Here is a 19,947-nt window from a genome sequence, read left to right as displayed (position 1 = left end):
ACAGTCTTGATTTTTGCTTCTTTGTATCAAGACAAAGAAGAATAAAAAAATAGGGTAAGTATACCGGAGTCCCCCAACTTTTTCGCTTGATCCCCAACTTTCCTGCCTGATCCCCGATGAGCTTCACTCGCTTTGGTTGCAGTACTCCGCAACGATCAAAAAATATGCTTTAAACGACAAAAGCCACTCCGGAGAGTGGCTTTGTGATTCCGCTGGGACTCGAACCCAGGGCCCATACATTAAAAGTGTATTGCTCTACCAACTGAGCTACGAAATCGACCGTTTGTTGGTGTCCCTTTTTGCGAAGGGAGTGCAAAAGTAAGACGCACTTTCTAATTTTCCAAACCTATTTTAAATTTTCTTGAATTTTTTTTCAAAAAAAAGAACAGGTCGTACCAGCCACTTCCCGCGATGCCTTTACAGCGCCGTATTACAGCCCGCTCATAAATAAAACGTGTTATATTATAAATTTACGACCCAGGCTTTATCCCATGTCACCGGGCTTACGGAACTTGTCCTTCGCGCTGGCGGTTATAATCATAGTTAACCATCCACTGTATACCAAACTGATCGTAAGCATGCCGGAATAAGCATCCCAAAAAGCATCAGCCATAGGCAACGTTACCTGGCCTCCTTCAGAGAGTACTTCAAACAGGCCTATCGCTTCTTCTTTATTATCGGATGAATAAGACGGAGCAGTTGGTACCCATCACCGCTTTTCCAAATGCATCAGGCATATCGCTATCCATGAATATGCTGTTGCCACCGGATACGGATTTGTAAAAATCGAAAGCTTCCTGGCTTGGTTCCTAAAGTTCAGGAAAGCATTAAGGATTGTTACCGTCTTTTTGTTTATAAGTTTAGGAATAAAATAATCGGATTATAGAATCAGGATGCGGCTATCGACACAGGTATACCTGCAGTTCAAACACCCCGAAGCTTCGTGGTACAGGAGTAATGCGGGTAATTTTTAAGATACCTATAGGATTTGCAGACAGGAAGGATATGCAACAAAACGCTTATGTTTGCAAAAATAAACGCATATGATAAACGTCGGCCTACTTATTACGCACCAGTACCGGTTACTGAGTGTAGCGGCCATATTAGATGTTTTCGAGACCGTCAATAAATTCACCCTTGCTTCCGGCCAGGAGGCGCCTTTCCGTGTTACGCTGGTATGCCCGGGTACAACAGCAGCCAATCCTGCATTCAGCTACCCTTCCGTTACCCTGAACGAACCCATACGACTGGACCTGGTACTGGTACCCTCTTTTGCTTCTGACGACATCGCCGGCACCTTGCATAAAAACAGTGAATTCATTCCCTGGCTGATCAGCCAGTATCATAAAAATGCGGAGATCGCCACATTTTGTACCGGGGCCTTCCTGCTTGCCGCCACAGGCTTACTCAACAACAAGATCGCCACAACCCATGTGGATGCCTGCGCAGCATTTGCACAGGCATTTCCATCGGTAAAACTGCTGGCCGATAAAACCGTGACACAGGATGGGCGCCTGTATACCAGCGGGGGCGCTACTTCTACCTTCCACCTGCTGCTTCACCTGGTGCATCGCTATTGCAACCGGGATATGGCCATAAAAATCGCCAAGATATTTGCCATCGATATGGACCGGGAAACACAGGCCTATTTCAGCACCTTCCAACCCAGTCGCGACCATACCGATGAACTGGTAGCCACCGCACAGGAAAAGATCGAAAGCAATTACCACGATACGGGCACGATCGAAGAGATGATCCGCGATATACCAGCCAGCAGGCGCAATATGGTACGCCGGTTCAAACAGGTTACCGGCATTACCCCGATCGAATACCTGCAGCAGACCCGCATCGAAGCGGCCAAAAAACTATTGCTCCAGACCAGCCTGCAGATGACCGAGGTGATATACAACACCGGGTATAACGACCCGAAGGCATTCCGGAAAATATTCCGGAAAACCGTAGGCATGACTCCATCGGAGTACCGGGAAAAATTCCAGGTCAGGTAGTTGCCCGGATGTTTTTTTACATGTACTTCATGGCATCATAGCCTAACAAGCGCCGCCAGAGGGCAATCTGGCCGATACAATTCGCCTCCCGGTAGATACTGAAGGAAGTCAGCTCGAGAATAGTTGCTTTATGTCCCGGCATAAATTCGACACTATGATCGAGCTGGCCTGCATCGGCTTTAAGCATTGCTTCCCTGAGCTTTGGCGTGATGACATCCCAGTCCTGCAAAAACGAAGACAGGGATGGATAAGCCAGTCCATCCTGGATACCTTTATTATCTTTAAAGAGTTCGTGGGCCGCCTGCTGCAGCCCGGCATCCAGACCCAGGGCATGCGCCATCTCGTACCGTTGCTGTACCAGGCTACCCGCCAACCATGCAATATGATTGGCTTTGGTATCCAGCCTGCGTTGCGCATCCCCATCGGATATCCCTTCCAGCGCGCTCCTGAAAAAGCCGGTATGCATATCCAGCAATACCACATAGCTATACATACGGCTGTCGGTTACCATTGTTCCTTTTTCCATCATTCAGATTTTTGGTTTAACAATAGGGGAAGCAGGCGTTTTCCACGGCTTCCCTTTGTAAAGGTACCAGGTACCAACCGCTTATATAGAGGTTATATACGGCAAATTACAGGGCGCTTTGTGCCATCACCAATATTCCTTTATTAATCCTGATTTTTTTTTGAGCCCACCCTATCGTGCCGACATGTAATGGCGTAGACGGCTTTTAATTTTGCATCATACCAATACAGGAAGGCATACCCGCCATAGCTACCAGCTACATGACCCGGGCCATCCTTCCTGCAGGCCAAACCAACCCTTATTAAACCTATAACCCAATACCGGCACGCCGGCAAGATCCCTATGTCACCCATCCATCATATTTTCTCCAGGCGGGGCAATGTATTGCTGCGCATTTCAGCCCTGCTGCAGGTGCTTCGGCTTTACCTGCCCAATATTATCCTGATCGGCATTTTCGCAATGGCCTTCCTCAACCTCTCGCAGGGAGCGGATGTACTCACCAAGACCTCTGAAAATACCCGGTGGTACCCGGGCATATTCGTCCTGCTTGCCCTATTCTTCTGGGCCTACGTCGTATGGTATTCGGGCCGCATACTCGCCTATCTCGAAAACGGGTTATTCCTGCTGGTACCCGGCCTGCTTTTCCACCTGCCGCGCCTGCTGGGCTTTTACATCTATTCGCTGTTCGTAATTGCCTTTCTCAACACACCGGAACTGCTGGGCAACCGGTTAAATGCAATGGCGTTATGCCTGTTGTTATTGGCTTACGGCGTTTTGTACAGGCTCCTTAACCTGTGGATCAGGATAGGCTCTGTATATTTCAGGAAGCAATTCGGCGTCGCCCTGTTCTCAAAAGTATGCGGTCTTGTATTCTGGATGAACCCCTTAGTAATTATCGTCTTCGGTCTTATCCGGGAGAACCGGTTCAGTATGATTGCCGGAGCCAGCCTGTTGCAGGTCATCTTTATCTTTCTTGTGATCAACCGCAGGAATATCAAAGAGGTATGGCCCGCGCAAAAACCGATGGCGTTTATGGAGCGCCTGCTGGAACCCTTATTCATAAAGGCACAGGGTAAAATTCCGCGTTTCGAGGAATTCACCTTTACCGTATTCAACCTGGTATCCTTATCCGCTTTGCTCATCTATTGCCTCGCTATTTTTTACCTGCCCTTTGCGATCACGTTTGGCACCCTGGGCGTTATCCTGCTGGCACTTGGTTTCTACTCGGGTTTGTATAACCTGCTTAAAATGCTTTCCATGATCTACCGCATCCGGCTCAGTTTCTTTGTACTGCTCCTGATGCTCACCGGCGGATTGCTGTTCGAATCCCACAATATTGCTACGATAAAGACTGTACACAATCCTTATCATCAACGTATGGACTTAAAGGCATACCTGTACAACTGGCTGCAACGCCATGAACAGGAATTAGCCGACGATAAGGTACTGTTATTACCGGTAATTATGGTACATGCCGACGGGGGCGCTTCGCGTTCCGGCTACTGGACAGCTTCCGTATTGGGCAAGCTGGATAGCGCCACAGGAAAGGCATTCAGCCACAACCTTTTTGCGCTGTCGGGTGCATCGGGAGGCAGTGTGGGTAATAGCGCTTTCTTTGCCCTGCTCTACCTGCGCAATCATAATGCAGCAACGGCAGACAGCATCCGGAAATACGGCATGATCCAGCCGGCTACCGATTTTCTAAAAACAGACTTCCTGACTTTTACGCTGGCCAGGCTACTGGGCCCCGACTGCTTCAACACCATTTATCCCTTTACCGCCGACAGGGCCCGGGCCCTGGAGTACAGCATGGAATACGGAGCGGGAAACAGCGTTCTGCTCAACGGCTTTTTTGCACAACCATTTTCCGTACTGGCGACGCACGATAAAGTACCCTATGACTTACCGGCTTTGTTCATCAATACTACCCGTATGCAGGACGGCCTTCCCGGGATAATCAGTAATATACGCCCCGACTCCACAGTATTTGGCCGCAGGCTCGATGTATTATCCCTGCTACCGCCCTCGCAGGATATCCGGTTGAGCACGGCGGTAGTACTGGGCGCCCGCTTCCCTTACCTGAGTCCCGCGGGCTGCATTACCCGGGAGCGGCTGGATGCGGGGAAACATAAGGTTAGGGAACGTCATTATTTTGTAGATGGCGGTTATTTCGACAATTCGGGCGCAGGTGTCATTCATGAAGCGATCATGGAGATAAACCGGCTTATCCATAACGACACCCTGCTGAAAGCACGATACGGCACGCAATTGAACAAACTGCGCTTTATCGTGATCCATATCACGAATACCCCTTATGCGGTAACCAACTTTCGTAAAGCGCTTCCCTTTAACAACGACCTTGCAGCGCCGCTGCTTACCCTGGCGGGTTCGTATACTTCGCAAACCTCGGTCAATAACTCAAGACTGGAAAACTACATCCATGCACTCTACTACAGGGACGGGCTGCTCCTGCAGGCCGGGCTACAGGAAAGTTATTATGAAATCAACTTATACAGCAATAACAGCGAAGAAACCTATGCTATGAACTGGTCTATTTCCGATGCGACGTTAAAACGTATGCAAACCAGGCTGAATAACAATTACAGGCTGGACACATTGATCCGCCAATTACAAAAACTAATACCGCCACGCATGCCCTAAACTCACCATATGGTGAGTTGATCAGCAGCATAACAGGCCGCCTTATATAAACAAAAGAAATAGGTGTTTATTTTTTTTCCACTACACAATTTGCCCGCATGCCATACGTTAAATACATACCTGATTACGACAGCTATGATCTATCTTTAAGCTGGTTTCTCCAAGTCCCTGTTTAATGTATTATAACCTAATGGAAATGCCCTACAGGCCTCCGTTTTGCTTAAGTATATCCCTGACTCAAACCGCGTTAAACTGGCTTCGTCTGAAGTTAACAAAACCATTTATCACCACCACGAAATCAAAAAATCTATGATACATTATTCAGCATTTATCTGATCGCGGCTTATAAAGCTGTGCCCAAAAAAAAGCAAGGCATACACTACCTTAATCAAACAACCTGTACCCTATTATAGCGATGCCTGGCATAGCTTATAGAAAGATCAGGTTACGAGAAAAAAAGGACATCATAATGTCCCCATGGGATTGCTTTGCCGCGAACGAACAAAAGCCTGCAGATCAGGATGCACAACACTTTCAACTAATTAAATCAAAACAAAAAAGCAAGCTACGCCTTCTATTGACGTAGCCGGCCGGTACCTTTGAATGCTATTACCAACAGGCAATTGCCGCTATAGGAAAGACATTCCTGTACCTGCCCTGTTATGCGCCTGCTTAGCGTATAGCCGGGTAACCATTACGCCCAGGCAAGCCGATAGTACTATCAAACACCATTTATTATCACCCTAAATAACAAAACAATGCTAAAACTCACGCCATGCGTCAATGCACCGCTGCTTAAGTCTGGCATCCCGGTCGACAGCCTTTATTTTACGAAGGCGCCGGGAGACCCTTACCTGAGCGTGTATGCCCGCTACCAAAACAATTCCGAATGGATACCGCTGCATATCGGCTTACGGGCCGCCCCCACCCTGCAGCAGGTAAGAGATGAAGACCGGAATATAGCCATTAACTCGGGCAGCTATGACGATGCCCATCTTTACCTGCGCAGTGCCGACGGCGACAATATGACGGCAGCCTTTTATACCAATGCGACCGGTGCGGCCATACAAGCCGGCAATACCGAAGACTTCCAGCCGCTGCACCTGCAACCCGAAGGCGGCCTGCTGACCTATAACGGGAGCGAGGTCATCAACCAGGATTTACTCAAAGCCATGGCGCTGGCACGCAGAAGCGATACGGTAACAGATTTTAATAGCGCACTACCCCAGGGTATTTATAACATACCTTATGGACTTACCGCAATCCCGAACTACCCGCATATCGGCAATAACAACAATGGCGCCACCGCCGGTATGCTTATCGTTTACCAGGCAGGCGGCGCATTAGTCCAATATTTCTATCCCAGCAATGAAACCAGCAACCTGAACAGGAATTGCGGCTATTGGTATAGAAAAGGAACTACAGATCGCTGGGAGTATAAAAATGCCATTCTTGAAATAAGTTTGAAAACAACCGGGACAGCAGTAAAAGCCGATGACCTGGTCGTTTCCGGTGAATATTATATCGCTGCTTCTAACTTAAACCAGTACATCACCTATGGCTACCCGGATTCCGGGGCAACTATTGGCGGCATACCCTTTATGCTAACTGTGCGCAAGCGTTTTGGCGCTTATGCCTGGACTACCTATACTACCCAGGAGATCGTATCGATGCAGGAATCGCCACAGAACCAGACCCGGAAATGGATCAGGAGTAAATTTAACTGGCAGGGAGAAAATGTGCACGCCTGGGATGCCTGGAACGAAGTAGGCCTGCTCCGCGATGTATATACCAAAACCCAAATGAATACTTCAGGGGCCGGCGGGCATGTACATTGGGACAATATCGACAGCAAACCAACCCTGGTCAATACCGAAACCGACCCTACAGTACCCGGCCATGTAAAGACAATAACAGCGGCTAACATTACCTCCTGGAATGCGAAAGAAGATGCTGCCAACAAAAACAGCAATACGGCGCTGGGCAACTCCAATACCTTATACCCTACGCAAAATGCGGTAAAGGTTTACGTGGACAATGCCATTACGACGAACAACACGGGCTTTATCCAGGTTGTGCAAAAAGGTGCAGCCAATGGTGTGGCTACGCTCGGCGCCAATGGTAAAATCCCGAATGCCCAGATCCCCGCGCTTGCTATTACGGAAACCTTCCCGGTAAATAACCAGGCCGAGATGCTGGCGCTTACTGCCGAGACGGGCGATGTGGCGGTCCGGAACGACGTCAGCAAGAGTTTCATTCTGAAGAATACGCCTGCTTCCGTTTTAGCCAACTGGATAGAATTAAAAAGTCCGACGGTATCGAATACAGACCAGGTACCGGAAGGCACCCAGAACCTGTACTTTACCACTGCAAGGGCGAGGACGGCTATCAGTACCGCAGCACCTCTTACCTATAACTCAGGCACCGGAAGCATCGGCATTACCCAGGCCAGCGTTTCTGCAAACGGATACCTGAGCGCTACGGATTGGGCGACCTTCAACAACAAGCAAAATGCGTTGGGCTTCACGCCGGAAAACAGCAGCAATAAGACGACCAGCCTGAGCAGCCCCAATAATACGACCTACCCTACCACGCAGGCAGTAAGCAACGCGATAAGCGCGGCGGCAGCAAACCTGCAACAGACAACAGACCGCGGCAATACTACCACTAAGCCGCTAATCGTAACGGGCTCTCACGAAAGGGAAGTAAAAACACATATACCCACAACAACGGATTTCAACACCATTATCTCGGGTACTTCCTTTAAATGGTTTAACGACCTGGTGACCATTGGCGCCATACGCGGGGGCTCTACCGATATCGACAGCTTCGGCATCGATATAAACGGCAACCGGAGACTGACATTGGACAAAACAGGCAACTTTAATGTGCCGGGCACCGGCGACTTCGGGAATCTCGTAGCCCATGAATCTGTTTATGCACAAAACACCCAACCTTATACCTCGGGGACTAAATTTATCGCCATCTGGAACGGCACAAGCGGACGTTTTGAATATACGACCGAGGTATTTCTCAAAACAGAAACAGACCCGGTTTACACCGCCCAGGAACCCTATATCGTTAAAACCAAAAGGAATTCTTACGATGGCAGCGCGGGTATCACGCTGGCTAATGCAGTACAGGAGAGTGGCTTCACCTATAGCGCCGGTTCTGATGGCGCCAATATCAACGGACCTTTTATCAGCGCCGGACAACTTAACTATGGCAATGCCTACCTGTTGCAACTTGCCGGAGCCTATGGGGAGAGTACATTTAAGATCAGGACCAGGAATGGGGATATCGGGGTGTGGAACCCATGGCGTAAGATATATACTGATGCCGATAGTGTATTAACCACCATGCCATCGCTTAATGATGTAGCCACCGTAGGCAACACCATATCAAAATCAGGCGCTACCTTCAACGCTCCCCAGTTTAAAATTGCAGAACCTGACCAAACGAAGACTTATAGCGCCTTCTGGGTAGAAAGCAATGGCTTGAACATACAACCGGGGAACCAGACGAGTTATGCGAATACAGTCATCAACCCGATCGGCGGCAATACGATCATCAACCAGAACGATGGCAAAGTCGGCATTGGCATTAACCCTGCCGGCGTCCCGGACAAGCTGACGGTTTCCGGATCCCTCTTCGTAAGCACGGGCAACGGGACATCGATCAACTTTGAAGGCGGGAGCCATATCGACCGCTATAACGGCACCAACCTGAACATCGTCACCAATGGCCTGTACTGGAATAGTAACCTCCTGGCAACACAATCCTGGACCAATACCAATACCATCCAGAACCAGATCGCGACGGCGCAGAATGCCAATACCTGGATCAGTGGCGAAAGCCGTGCCGGGTCACTTAAAGCGGTTGCGAGCAACAGGGAGATACGGACTTATTTCGCCTCGTCTACACCGGTATCCACGCTGGTTGCGGCCACAGAATTTGCATGGTACAACGACCGTGTAGCCATCGGCGCCGTACGGGGCGGCAGTACCGATATCGAAGCCCTGGGCGTGGAATTCAACGGCACTAGAGCATTAACGCTATATCCCGGTGGGTCTGTATTAGGCGCCGGCGCCGCCAACTTCGGCACCTTAAACGCACAACAATATCTTTCGGCACAGGGCACGCCGCAATACACCAGTGGCGCCAAGCTCAGCAGTATCTGGAACGGCACTACCGGCCGCTACGAATATGTACTCGATCGGGATGCCAGCTTTACCATGAAAGCAGCCGGCGGAGAAGTCAACTCGGTCATCTATAAAGACACCCGTAGCGACAACCCCGCACCAAACGGCAGGAACGGTGGTACCTGGTGGGACTTTAAGACTCCGGCTACAGTAGGATTGCCTGCAGGCGGCAATTACGCCGGGGTGCTTACCCTATCTCCCTACCATGATAATTCAGGCCTGGATGGCGGTGCTAACGTGGCCCAGATCGCTACCTACGTAGGCAAGTTATTATATCGCTCCGGCAGCAGCGTATCTACCTGGGGCAACTGGAAAACGATAGCGACGTTCGAAGATATCATCTCATCCGGCATGTTCCTGCAAAACCAGTTCAGCTCGGCCCAATCAGCCAATGCCTGGATCAGCGGCGCCCTGAGGGCCAACAGGCTCGACCTTACAAACGGGCAAAACATCAGCTGGGGCGGCGGTTATAACCCGGGCATTCCTACGATCAGCGCGACAAACGGCACGGGCATTACTTTTTATCCCGATGGCTCCAACGGTCCCAACGGTGGCCTGCAGGTTACCTTCCCTACCAGCGGCAGCATAAAAGTAGCCAAACTGGCAACCGGAACTCCTGCTATGGTAGTAGCCGATGCCAATGGGCTCCTTACTACGGCCCCCATACCCGACGGACAAATCCAATGGCAGGACCTTAACAGCAATTCCTATATGTCTGCAAAGGTTCCGCCGGGCGGATCAACGGGGCAGGGCTTAAATACTGCCGGCGGTTTTGCGGCCATGGGCAGGAGGATCAGCAGCAATAATGATTACTTAGTAAAGCCCGATGATTATATCCTGATTTTCCTGGATAAGCCCCAGGTAACCTTACCGAACCCGGCCTCCTATAAAGGACGCATACTTAAACTGCGGGCTGCGGGTACGGGTGAAGTAACACTGAACAGCACCTTCAGAGTGCTTGACGACTCCGATGAAATAAGCGTCATCCCACACAAAAAGGCCATAGAGATCCAGTCCATTGACGGGGACTGGCACCTGGTATCCGCAACCAATTAATACATACACCATAAAAACAATCATAAAAACAAAAACCTTATTTCATGGCTTCTCAAATGATAAAAATATCCGGCGCCATCACCGTTCCGCATCTTGGAACAGCCGGTTTCCAACTCCCCTTCGGCGTTACCGTAGAGCTTACTGCACTAGCCGGCGCTACAGCCGGCGCCTGGATCGGTTCTTCAGCTGTAGACACTACCCTCCATACATTCGATATGATGGTAGCCTACCCCTTAAAAGCAAATGAACAGATTAACTACGCCGTATACAAAGGCAGCGTATTGATTCAGCAGGGCCAGGCCACTACCGCCAATGCCCAGGTAAACATACCGCTCACGGAGGCCTCTTACAACAAGCTGGCCGTACCGGAACAGGAAAGTTATATCACCCTGTCGGGCAAAGTAACGCTGGGTTCGGCGTTCATCCCCGCTGTACCAAAGTCAACCGGCATAACAGCATCGGTCAGTAAAGTACAGTACCCGGCGCCCGAAAGTATCGGCTCTACGGATATCGACAAACAGGGTAACTATAAAATAAAGATCCCGCTAAGCAAACTTACAGGCGGCATTGCCACTACGGACTGCTGCGACCAGGCGCCGCTGCCCAAAGTGTTCCTTACCCTGAACCTGGACAGGACGACAAGTCAAAGTACCGATCTTTTCGAGATTACGGAAAGCTGTATGACTTTCGATCTGCATGTAGAGCTGGCCGACCAGTTCTCCAAATTCCTCAGCGAATATAACTATATCGCTAATCGTATCACCACGGCTACACAGCTTACGGAAGACCAGTTCTACACCGTCACTACAGATGTGATCAACTCGGGCCTGGGCAGTATCGTAGCCACTACGGGACTCAGGGAAGCCCAGGTAACCAATGTGATTAATGCCGCTGTAATATCGAAAGAGACCGGCACAAACGGCATCACTGTTGCAGAAGCTTATGTATTTGTACGGGCAATGGGTAACGACCGCCAGGCCATCTATAACCTCGGCAGCAATGATATTACCCGCATCATGTCGGAGGCCGCCGCTGCTTACATTATCGCATCACCCGGCGAGACCGAAAGAATATACGCTATATTCAGAAACATGCTGACCCGCCTGGAAAATGCCGCGGTAACCGACGACGGTGTACGTATGTATGACCTGGTTAAGGGTCTGCTTGCAGATCCCGGAGCGAATGATACCCATGTGCAATACTTCCTGGAGCAGAATAAGATCAAGGATGAACAGAATATACCGGCATTCTGGCAAAGGATCCAAACCGCATGTGGCGAGCCCAATATGAAGAAGTTGCAGGCCGCCATGCCTATGCTCGCCATTACCGGCTTACAACCCGAAATAACGAAGAGGCTACAGGCTGCCTATCCCGAACCGGAGCAGCAGGATTATGTGCTCAAAAGCAGAAGTGATTGGGCAACTTTTGTGAAAGATACCGGTACGGCCAATGGTGGCAAGCTTTGCGTACCTGCAGCCATCAAAGGTGAAGTAAACGAGAGCAGCCCGGAAGTACAGAAGGAAGCAGTAAGAGTTGCCTATGCAGATCAGCTGTACGAAGCTGCCACCGGCCTTTTCGCTACGAAAGCTTTCGGCAACCGGCTGCAGAAAGACATCGACTATACCGAAGGCAAGGAGAGTCCGGATAAAGGACAATTGCGCAGCAAATTTACCAATCCCCGGCAACTGGTCAACTACCTGAACGCCAACAAAAATTTCGACTTCAGGTTAGACAGTATATGGGACGCCAGCCTGGGCAGTATGGACGACGCCAGCCGCGAGGTACTGATCAACGATATAGTACCCGTTCAAAACCTGATGCGCCTCACAGGCAATATGCCCGACGCGGTAGCCGAAATGCTGAAACAGAATATAAAAGGCGCTGTGGATATCGCAGCCATGGACCAGGGTGTGTTTGAAACCAACTTCAAAGCACTCTTTAAAGACCTGACTGTGGCCACCCAAGTGTATACTAAAGCGGCACATACCGCGGTACGGGTTACACAGATCAAAACCCAGGTCAACGCCAGCAACTACCTGCCGGTATTTGTACTGGAAGCGCAATGGGCCGATTGGATCAAAAACAACAAACAGACTTCTCCGCCCACACCCGGAAGCGTACCGAACCTGGAAACGCTCTTCGGCAGCATGGACCTGTGCAGCTGCTCCGACTGTATGTCTATGTACAGCCCGGCCGCTTACTTTACTGACCTGCTTAATTTCATGAAAAACAAATTGGGCAGCACACTGGCTTTTGACGAGCTTACGAAACGCCGTCCCGACCTGCTGGCCATAGACATCAGCTGTAAAAACGCCAATACACCGATGCCTTACGTGGACCTGGTTATCGAGCTACTCGAAACTATGGTATTGAAATCTGTCAACGCCAGCACGCCGGATTCGTTCCAGACCAGCGGTACTGCAGCCGAACTCGCTGCCTATCCCGAACACACGCATAAGACCGGTTTGCCAGGCGCTAAAGTATACGAGCCCTTCAACGGCCACCTGGTTGTGTATAGCGATAGCTATGCGGGCAAGCCCATGTTAAAAACCGCTTTTTATCCCAATACCCTGCCGTATAATCTCCCGGTTGAAGAAAGCCGTACCTACGCCAAACACCTGGGCTATAGCAGGCAACAGCTGATGCAGTACTTCAAACCTACGGATTACCTTGTAGAACCTGCGCCAAACACGCCATACGGGATCGGGATCAACAAGTATAATGCCATGAGCGAACTACTGGGTATTACCCGCCTGGAGGCCGATATTATCACCCAACATGTTACTGTAGCAGCCAGCTACAAATTTTATGGCTATGAAACCACGCTCGGGGAAAACAATGTGCAATGGTACGACGAGCTGATGACCGGTCCGCTGAGCCGCAAGGGACTTCGTTTCTTACTGGAACGTTCCAACATCAGTTACAAAGAAATGCTCCAGTTGCTGAACACCCGCTTCCTGAACCGTTTAGCGGGCTCCGACCAGGTATTATTTAAAGTGGTATCCACCGACCCGGCTGCGCTCGATACCTGCCAGTTGGACAAACTGAAGCTGGAAAGACAGGTAAGTACAGGCGCCGGCACATCGCCCTTAGAACTGTTCGAAAAGTGGCATCGCTTTATCAGGCTGTGGCGTGCTACCGGTTGGAGCATCCGCCAGGTCGATACCGTATTGCAGTCTTTCGGGGGCGTATTGAACGAAAATGCGCTGGTCTATATCGGGAAAACACAACGCCTCGTAACGGAACTGCATATAGCGCCGGAGAAGATCTGTGCGTTCTGGAACAACCTGGACACCTTCAACTATACCAACTATGACAGCGACAACCAGGCTATACTGCCTTCGGTATATGACAATCTCTTTAAAAATAAGGCGATCAGCAATCCCCCGGATGCCAACTTTACCAATCCTGATGCGATCAGCAACACCTATGCCAATAACGCAGGCACACTGGTTGCCGCTACCGGTCTGCCAGAAAGCGATCTGCTCTTACTCTATCCATATTTCGGCGTAATACCCGGTACCGCTATAGGCACAAGCGCCGTCATAAGCCGTATCTACGCCATCAGTCTCGTGTCGGTTAGCATCGGCGTTCCGGTAAAAGATATCCTCCGGGCCTGCACGCTGTTTCAACTGCAAAGCAATATTGCAGGCAGTAAATTCGCCCAGGCCGACCTGCTGGAATCGATACTGGCCAAAGTAGCCACACTGCAGACCTTACCCTTCGGTCTCGATGAGATCGAATACCTGGTACGCAACCAGGATGACAAAAAACAATTTAACCCGGCCGACAAAGCCATACAGGACTTTTATGAAAACCTGCGTGGCCGCTTGAAGGCTTCGGTGAACAATGCCACTGAGCCATATAACGCAGCACTCAAAGATTTATTAAGCAAAGCGGTAACGCAGCGATTCAGCGACCAGTTCGGGTTTAATAACGATATCGCAAAACTGTTGCTGACCGATGTACTAAAGATCAATAGCATGGCCTTGCTGGATGTACTGACCAGCGCGGACTTCATCGGTTCCGCAAACGGGATCACCGACGGCCTGGCCACACCGGGCGGCCTCGCTTATGCCCAGTTATATATGCGTTACCGGACCTGCTTCAAAATTTCGATGCTCATTGCCGCTATGAAGCTGAGCAAAGAGGAAGTAACTGAATTCCAGAAAAACCAGCTGAGACTGGATATTACCGACCTGGCCCAACTACCCGGCGGACCGGGATTGAGCCCTGCCAACAGTGTGTTCCTGCAACAGTTGGTTAACCTGACCAACTGGATCAAAGTAAGGGACAGGCTCAACTTAAGCGTGGAAGAGTTAACCGGCCTGCTTTACGAAGCCAGCGGCCAGGGCTCGCTCTCGGGCTGGCAGGACAAACTCGTCAATTATACCTCATGGAACCTTACAGACCTGCAACACCTGACCGGTATCACGATGCCTCCCATTGCCAGCGTGCTTAAAGTACAATACAGCAACGTGACGGCCCAGAACGACTTCCGGTATGCACAGCTTATCCTGCAGGTGGCCGATATTATAGCCGCCGCCGCACGTATCGGGCTCAGCACGCAGGCCATCTACAGCACCCTGCTCACCAATGTCAACACAGGACTGTCGGGCAATATCCGTAAAGCGGCCAAAGCCAAACATGATGACGAGGCATGGGCAAAAATCGCCAAACCGTTACAGGACACGCTCCGGGAAGGACAAAGAGCGGCACTGGTGGATTATGCACTGTATACCAAAGATGTCAATAACAGCCGCTGGAAAGACCAGAACGACCTGTATGCCTACCTGCTGATCGATGTGGAAATGAAACCCTGCATGAAAACATCGCGCATCAAGCAAGCCATCAGCAGCATCCAACTGTTTATGGACCGGGTAGTGATGAAGCTGGAAAATTTCGGCAATACCCCCATCTACCTTCCTGCAGATAAGGTGGCGCAGTGGAAGAGCTGGCGGAAGTGGTACCGGATCTGGGAAGCCAACCGCAAGATATTCCTGTACCCGGAAAACTGGATCGAACCGGAGCTGAGAGATGACAAGACGCCATTCTTCAAAGAGCTGGAAACACAGTTGCTCCAGGATGAAGTTACCGACAAGACTGCCGAAAATGCCATGTTATCTTACCTCGAAAGAGTAAGTGAAGTAGGCAGGTTAGAACCTGTAAATGCCTATCACGAGGTAGATGCCGCAAACGGCATAGACATCCGCCACGTCTTTGCCCGTACGCATGCAGAGCCGCACCGCTATTACTACCGTAAGCTGGAAAACAACGAGTGGACGCCCTGGGAGAAAGTAAATGTCGATATCAAGAGCGACCAGGTAACACCGGTGATCTGGAATAAAAAGTTATACCTGTTCTGGACTACGTTCACGAAAAAGAAAACAGAACCGTTACAACGCAAAAGCTCCCCCTATCCCTATTGGGCCAACCTGATCGCAGCTAAGAACCAGGCGGCAGGCAACCCGATGAATATCGCCAGCGGTGACCGGGAAACAGCCTGGGAAATCAAGCTGAACTGGTCGCAGTATAAAGACGGCAAATGGCTGGCTACCGAAGTGGCCAAAGACACCATGGTCATCTTCCCGGAACGCATCCGCGTGACGATCAAGAAAATGAACACCATCAATGCGATCACACCCGACCTGTTCAGGAAATGGGTAAAGAATGGCGATACCAGCCTCCCCGAAATCTTCAGGGACAGGATCTTCCTGTATGTAACCAACGATAGTCCGTTATACCCCAAGGTAGACATGATGTGTGTCAGCCTGGTATTCCCTCCGGGCCTCGATGAAGCAGGCGTAGGACTCTATGCGTTTATATTCCCGGATGGCGGACAGCCTTATGTACTACGGAACAATAACCGCGGCCACCAGGTACTGGCGCCTAGGGGCACCCGTTTCGACAGGATGAAATTTGCACAGATCGAAAACTTCGATGAGATCGGCAAACTCTGGATCGACGCGGATACCGTAGCCACAGAACGCGACAAACACTTCCTGTATGAAGCAGACTACCTGGTGGGCGAATGGGATCCCAATATCACGTATGCCCTGTCTTCCAGGAATACCGCTTCTTCCGTGCTGTTCAACAAAGTAGACAACGCGCAGGTAGGCCGGTACCGCATCTCATCAATCGCAGACAGCGCCTTTGGTCCTAACCCGGTGAAAAAACATTTCTTCTACGAGGACAACAAGCATACGTTTTATGTACAGCGGGTATTGAGTCAACCAGCTTCCGCGCCTGTAATACGCGGCCTTACACAAGCCGTCTACACGGATATGAATAAGGCCCTGGAATTATCTAAGCTGATTTACAGCAGTAACACGCAGACGCCTACCAGTCCCTCTACGGGTTTACAACCGGTGGCGAGCACGGTACAGTACCGGTTCCAGACCTTCTATCATGCCCAGATCACGAATTTTGTAAGAGCCCTGAACCGTGGAGGCATACCCGGTCTGCTGCAGCTCCGTAACCAAAGCCAGGCCAACGATATGGACTTCCCGGGCACCTACCTGCCGACCAATATGGTCAGCAGCAATTACCCGGGCAACAATGTCCAGTTCGGTTTCAGCGATCCGCTGGCGATCTACAACTGGGAGATCTTCTTCCATTCGCCCATGATGATCGCGCAAAGGCTTGCCGACAACCAGCAGTTCGAAGAAGCACAGAAGTGGTACCACTATATTTTCGACCCTACCAGTAGTAAAGACATGAACGGTGCGGATATACAGGAGAAGAAACGCTTCTGGAAGTTCTATCCTTTCTATAACGAGGCGCAGCAAACCAATGTACAAACGCTGACCCAGCTGCTGGCCGCTATCAACGCCAATTCTCCGGAAGCGGTAGCCCAGGTAAAGAAATGGGAACAGAACCCTTTCAAACCACACGTTATCGCGAGGATGCGTATCCTGGCCTATATGAAAAACGTGGTGATGAAATACATCGACAACCTGATAGCCTGGGGCGATCAGTTGTTCAGGAGAGATACGATCGAATCGATCAATGAAGCGACACAGCTATACATCCTTGCCGCCAATATCCTGGGCAAACGTCCGGAAGAAATACCGGCAAGGGCGCAAACCAGTCCGAAATCTTTCACCGAACTGGGGCCGCTCGACGCTTTGTCCAATGCCATGGTCAATATCGAGTCCTATTTCAGTCCCAATGCCGGACCGCTTTCTACAGGTGGCGTGCCAGGCAAAGAGGGCGATCACGGTATCGAAGTAAAAATGTTCTACTTCTGCCTGCCGAATAATGACAAACTGCTTAATTACTGGAACACAGTAGCCGACCGCCTGTTCAAGATCAGGAACTGTATGAACATTAACGGCAGCGTACGCGAACTGCCACTGTACGAGCCGCCTATCGATCCGGCATTGCTGGTACGCGCCGCAGCCATGGGCATCAGTATGGATACCATCGTGAACAACCAGACCGCGCCTGTATTACCTTACCGCTTCAGCTATGTGCTGCAGAAGGCCGGCGAGTTCTGTGGCGAAGTACGGGCATTAGGTGGCGCCTTACTTTCTGCCATCGAGAAAAAAGATGCAGAGCAGCTTGCTTTGCTGCGCTCCGGGCACGAACTGCGCCTGTTGGAAAAAGTAAGAGGTGTTAAAGAAGCACAGGTCCGGGAGGCGGAAGCCAACCTGGAAGCGAGCCGCCGCAGTAAAGAGAATGTGCAGATCAGGCAACGCTATTACAGCACCCGTGCCTTTATGAATGCCGGCGAGCAGCAGCATCTCGAATCTATACAAACAGGACTTACCCTGCAGGTGATACAGGGCGTGCTGGAAGGCACAGCCGGCGCACTTTCCGCCATCCCTACCGGGCACTTCCAGGGACCATCTTCCGGCGCCAGCTTTGGTGGCCTGCAACTGGCCAATGTAATGCGTGCCGCCAGCGCCGCAGTAGGCATCGCCGTAATGGTCAATAATGCCAGGGGTTCTATGGCCCTTACCCGGGGCGGTTACGAGCGCCGTCGCGACGATTGGGCCTTCCAGGCCGAAAGCGCAACCAAGGAGATCGAACAGGCCGACCAACAGATACTCGCTGCGGAGATCCGCCTGGACATCGCCAACAAGGACTTGAATAACCATGTCCTGCAAATGGAACAAAGTACCGAAGTGGACAACTATATGCGCAGCAAGTTCTCCAACCAGGAACTGTATACCTGGATGGTGAACCAGGTGGCCGCTACCTATTTCCAGGCTTACCAGCTGGCTTACGACCTGGCACGCAATGCCGAAAAATGCTATGACCTGGAACTGCCTTCGGTAACCAAACCCGGCAATGGCTTCATCCAGTTCGGCTATTGGGACAGCCTGCGTAAAGGCCTGATGAGCGGTGAAAAGATGCAGCTCGACCTCCGCAAAATGGAAGTCAGCTATATGCAGGAAAACAAACGTGAACTGGAACTGACCAAGAACATATCCCTGGCCCTGAGCGATCCCAAAGCGTTACTGGACCTGAGATCGAAAGGCGTCTGCAGTATCTTCCTGCCCGAAGTACTCTTCGACCTGGACTATCCCGGTCATTTCAACCGCAGGATCAAATCCGTAAGCATCAGCATTCCGTGTATTGCTGGTCCTTATACCACGATCCCGGCAACACTGACGCTGAAGAATAGTTATATCAGGAAGAAAAGCGGTACTGAACCTGTACTGGACACTACAGGCAGCAGCCTGCAGTCTATTGCGACCAGCACCGCACAGAACGACAGCGGCCTGTTCGAGCTCAACTTCAGGGATGAACGTTACCTGCCCTTCGAAGGCAAAGGCGCCATCAGCGAATGGCAGCTGAGCCTGCTGGCCGATGTCTCTATCACCGAATACCAGCAGCCGCGCATGTTCAGCTTCGATACCATCAGCGATGTGATCCTGCACCTGCGTTATACGGCGCAGGAAGGCCAAGTTGCCCTGAAAAAACAACGCCTGGAAAAGATCAATACTTTATTGGGAGCGCCGGATACCAATCTATCCCTGCCTTCCTCACTGATCCTGCCCCGTTACTTCAGCCTGAAGCATGAATTCAGCAATGAATGGTACGACGGATTCAGCCGCCTGGTAAAGATCAATAACAACACGGGCGCGGCTATCGGCCATAAGCTCGACCTGAAGGTATTTAGGGCCCAATTCCCTGAATACACCGCAGGCAAGAAGATCGTTATCGAAAAAGCATACCTGTACGTGAAGAAGAAAGCGACGATAACCGGCATTAAAGTAGAATACACAAACGGCGTTATGGCGACTACAGCAGATGATGGCAATTACATTAAAGCAACGATCGATAGCCCGGGTATCACCCTGAATGCCGGTGTCGAAACAGCAACTTCTTTCCCCGTGATCCTCTACAACGGAACAGTGGAACTGAAAGAGTCGGATGTCGACGATGTATTCCTGCTGCTGCAATACAAGCTACAGAGCTAAGCACCGGATGCCTCTTAATCCCTATACCCATTTCCCGGCAGGCCCCAGCCTGCCGGGTATTACCC

At 50.7% G+C, this 19,947-nt stretch carries 5 protein-coding genes and 1 tRNA gene; 4 read left to right on the top strand and 2 right to left on the bottom strand.

The window, feature by feature from the left end; all coding sequences use genetic code 11:
- Window positions 1-204: 204 nt before the first annotated feature.
- A tRNA-Lys gene (locus tag B0I18_RS07985) sits at window positions 205-277 on the bottom strand.
- 766 nt (window positions 278-1,043) lie between these two features.
- Between B0I18_RS07985 and B0I18_RS07975 the strand changes: the two genes are divergently transcribed.
- Complete coding sequence (locus B0I18_RS07975; RefSeq protein ID WP_106522163.1) at window positions 1,044-2,006, top strand: GlxA family transcriptional regulator; 963 nt, start codon at window positions 1,044-1,046, stop codon at window positions 2,004-2,006.
- 16 nt (window positions 2,007-2,022) lie between these two features.
- On the opposite strand, the gene B0I18_RS07970 is transcribed toward B0I18_RS07975, so the two are convergent.
- Window positions 2,023-2,532, bottom strand: coding sequence for a hypothetical protein (locus B0I18_RS07970; RefSeq protein WP_106522162.1), 510 nt, complete (start codon window positions 2,530-2,532; stop codon window positions 2,023-2,025).
- A gap of 342 nt (window positions 2,533-2,874) precedes the next feature.
- On the opposite strand from B0I18_RS07970, the gene B0I18_RS07960 reads away from it, so the two are divergent.
- The 3 genes from B0I18_RS07960 (at window position 2,875) to B0I18_RS07950 (ending at window position 19,882) form a co-directional block, all read left to right on the top strand.
- Window positions 2,875-5,193: a hypothetical protein gene (locus tag B0I18_RS07960; RefSeq protein ID WP_106522160.1), complete on the top strand. Its 2,319-nt coding sequence runs from the start codon at window positions 2,875-2,877 to the stop codon at window positions 5,191-5,193.
- Between the two features lie 758 nt (window positions 5,194-5,951).
- Complete coding sequence (locus B0I18_RS07955; protein ID WP_106522159.1) at window positions 5,952-10,451, top strand: pyocin knob domain-containing protein; 4,500 nt, start codon at window positions 5,952-5,954, stop codon at window positions 10,449-10,451.
- Between the two features lie 44 nt (window positions 10,452-10,495).
- On the top strand, window positions 10,496-19,882 hold the full coding sequence (locus tag B0I18_RS07950; RefSeq protein ID WP_106522158.1) for a Tc toxin subunit A-related protein: 9,387 nt from the start codon (window positions 10,496-10,498) through the stop codon (window positions 19,880-19,882).
- The last annotated feature ends 65 nt before the right edge of the window (window positions 19,883-19,947 follow it).

The sequence above is a fragment of the Taibaiella chishuiensis genome, assembly GCF_003014535.1.
Classification (GTDB): domain Bacteria; phylum Bacteroidota; class Bacteroidia; order Chitinophagales; family Chitinophagaceae; genus Taibaiella; species Taibaiella chishuiensis.
The sequence above is the reverse complement of the archived record's forward strand: the minus strand, read 5'-3'. Positions and strand labels throughout refer to the sequence as shown.

Excerpts from the sequence above, each read along its gene's own strand:
- B0I18_RS07970 (WP_106522162.1), bottom strand. The coding sequence starts at position 2,532 with ATGGAAAAAGGAACAATGGTAACCGACAGCCGTATGTATAGCTATGTG.
- B0I18_RS07975 (WP_106522163.1), top strand. The coding sequence starts at position 1,044 with ATGATAAACGTCGGCCTACTTATTACGCACCAGTACCGGTTACTGAGT.
- B0I18_RS07960 (WP_106522160.1), top strand. The coding sequence starts at position 2,875 with ATGTCACCCATCCATCATATTTTCTCCAGGCGGGGCAATGTATTGCTG.
- B0I18_RS07950 (WP_106522158.1), top strand. The coding sequence starts at position 10,496 with ATGGCTTCTCAAATGATAAAAATATCCGGCGCCATCACCGTTCCGCAT.
- B0I18_RS07955 (WP_106522159.1), top strand. The coding sequence starts at position 5,952 with ATGCTAAAACTCACGCCATGCGTCAATGCACCGCTGCTTAAGTCTGGC.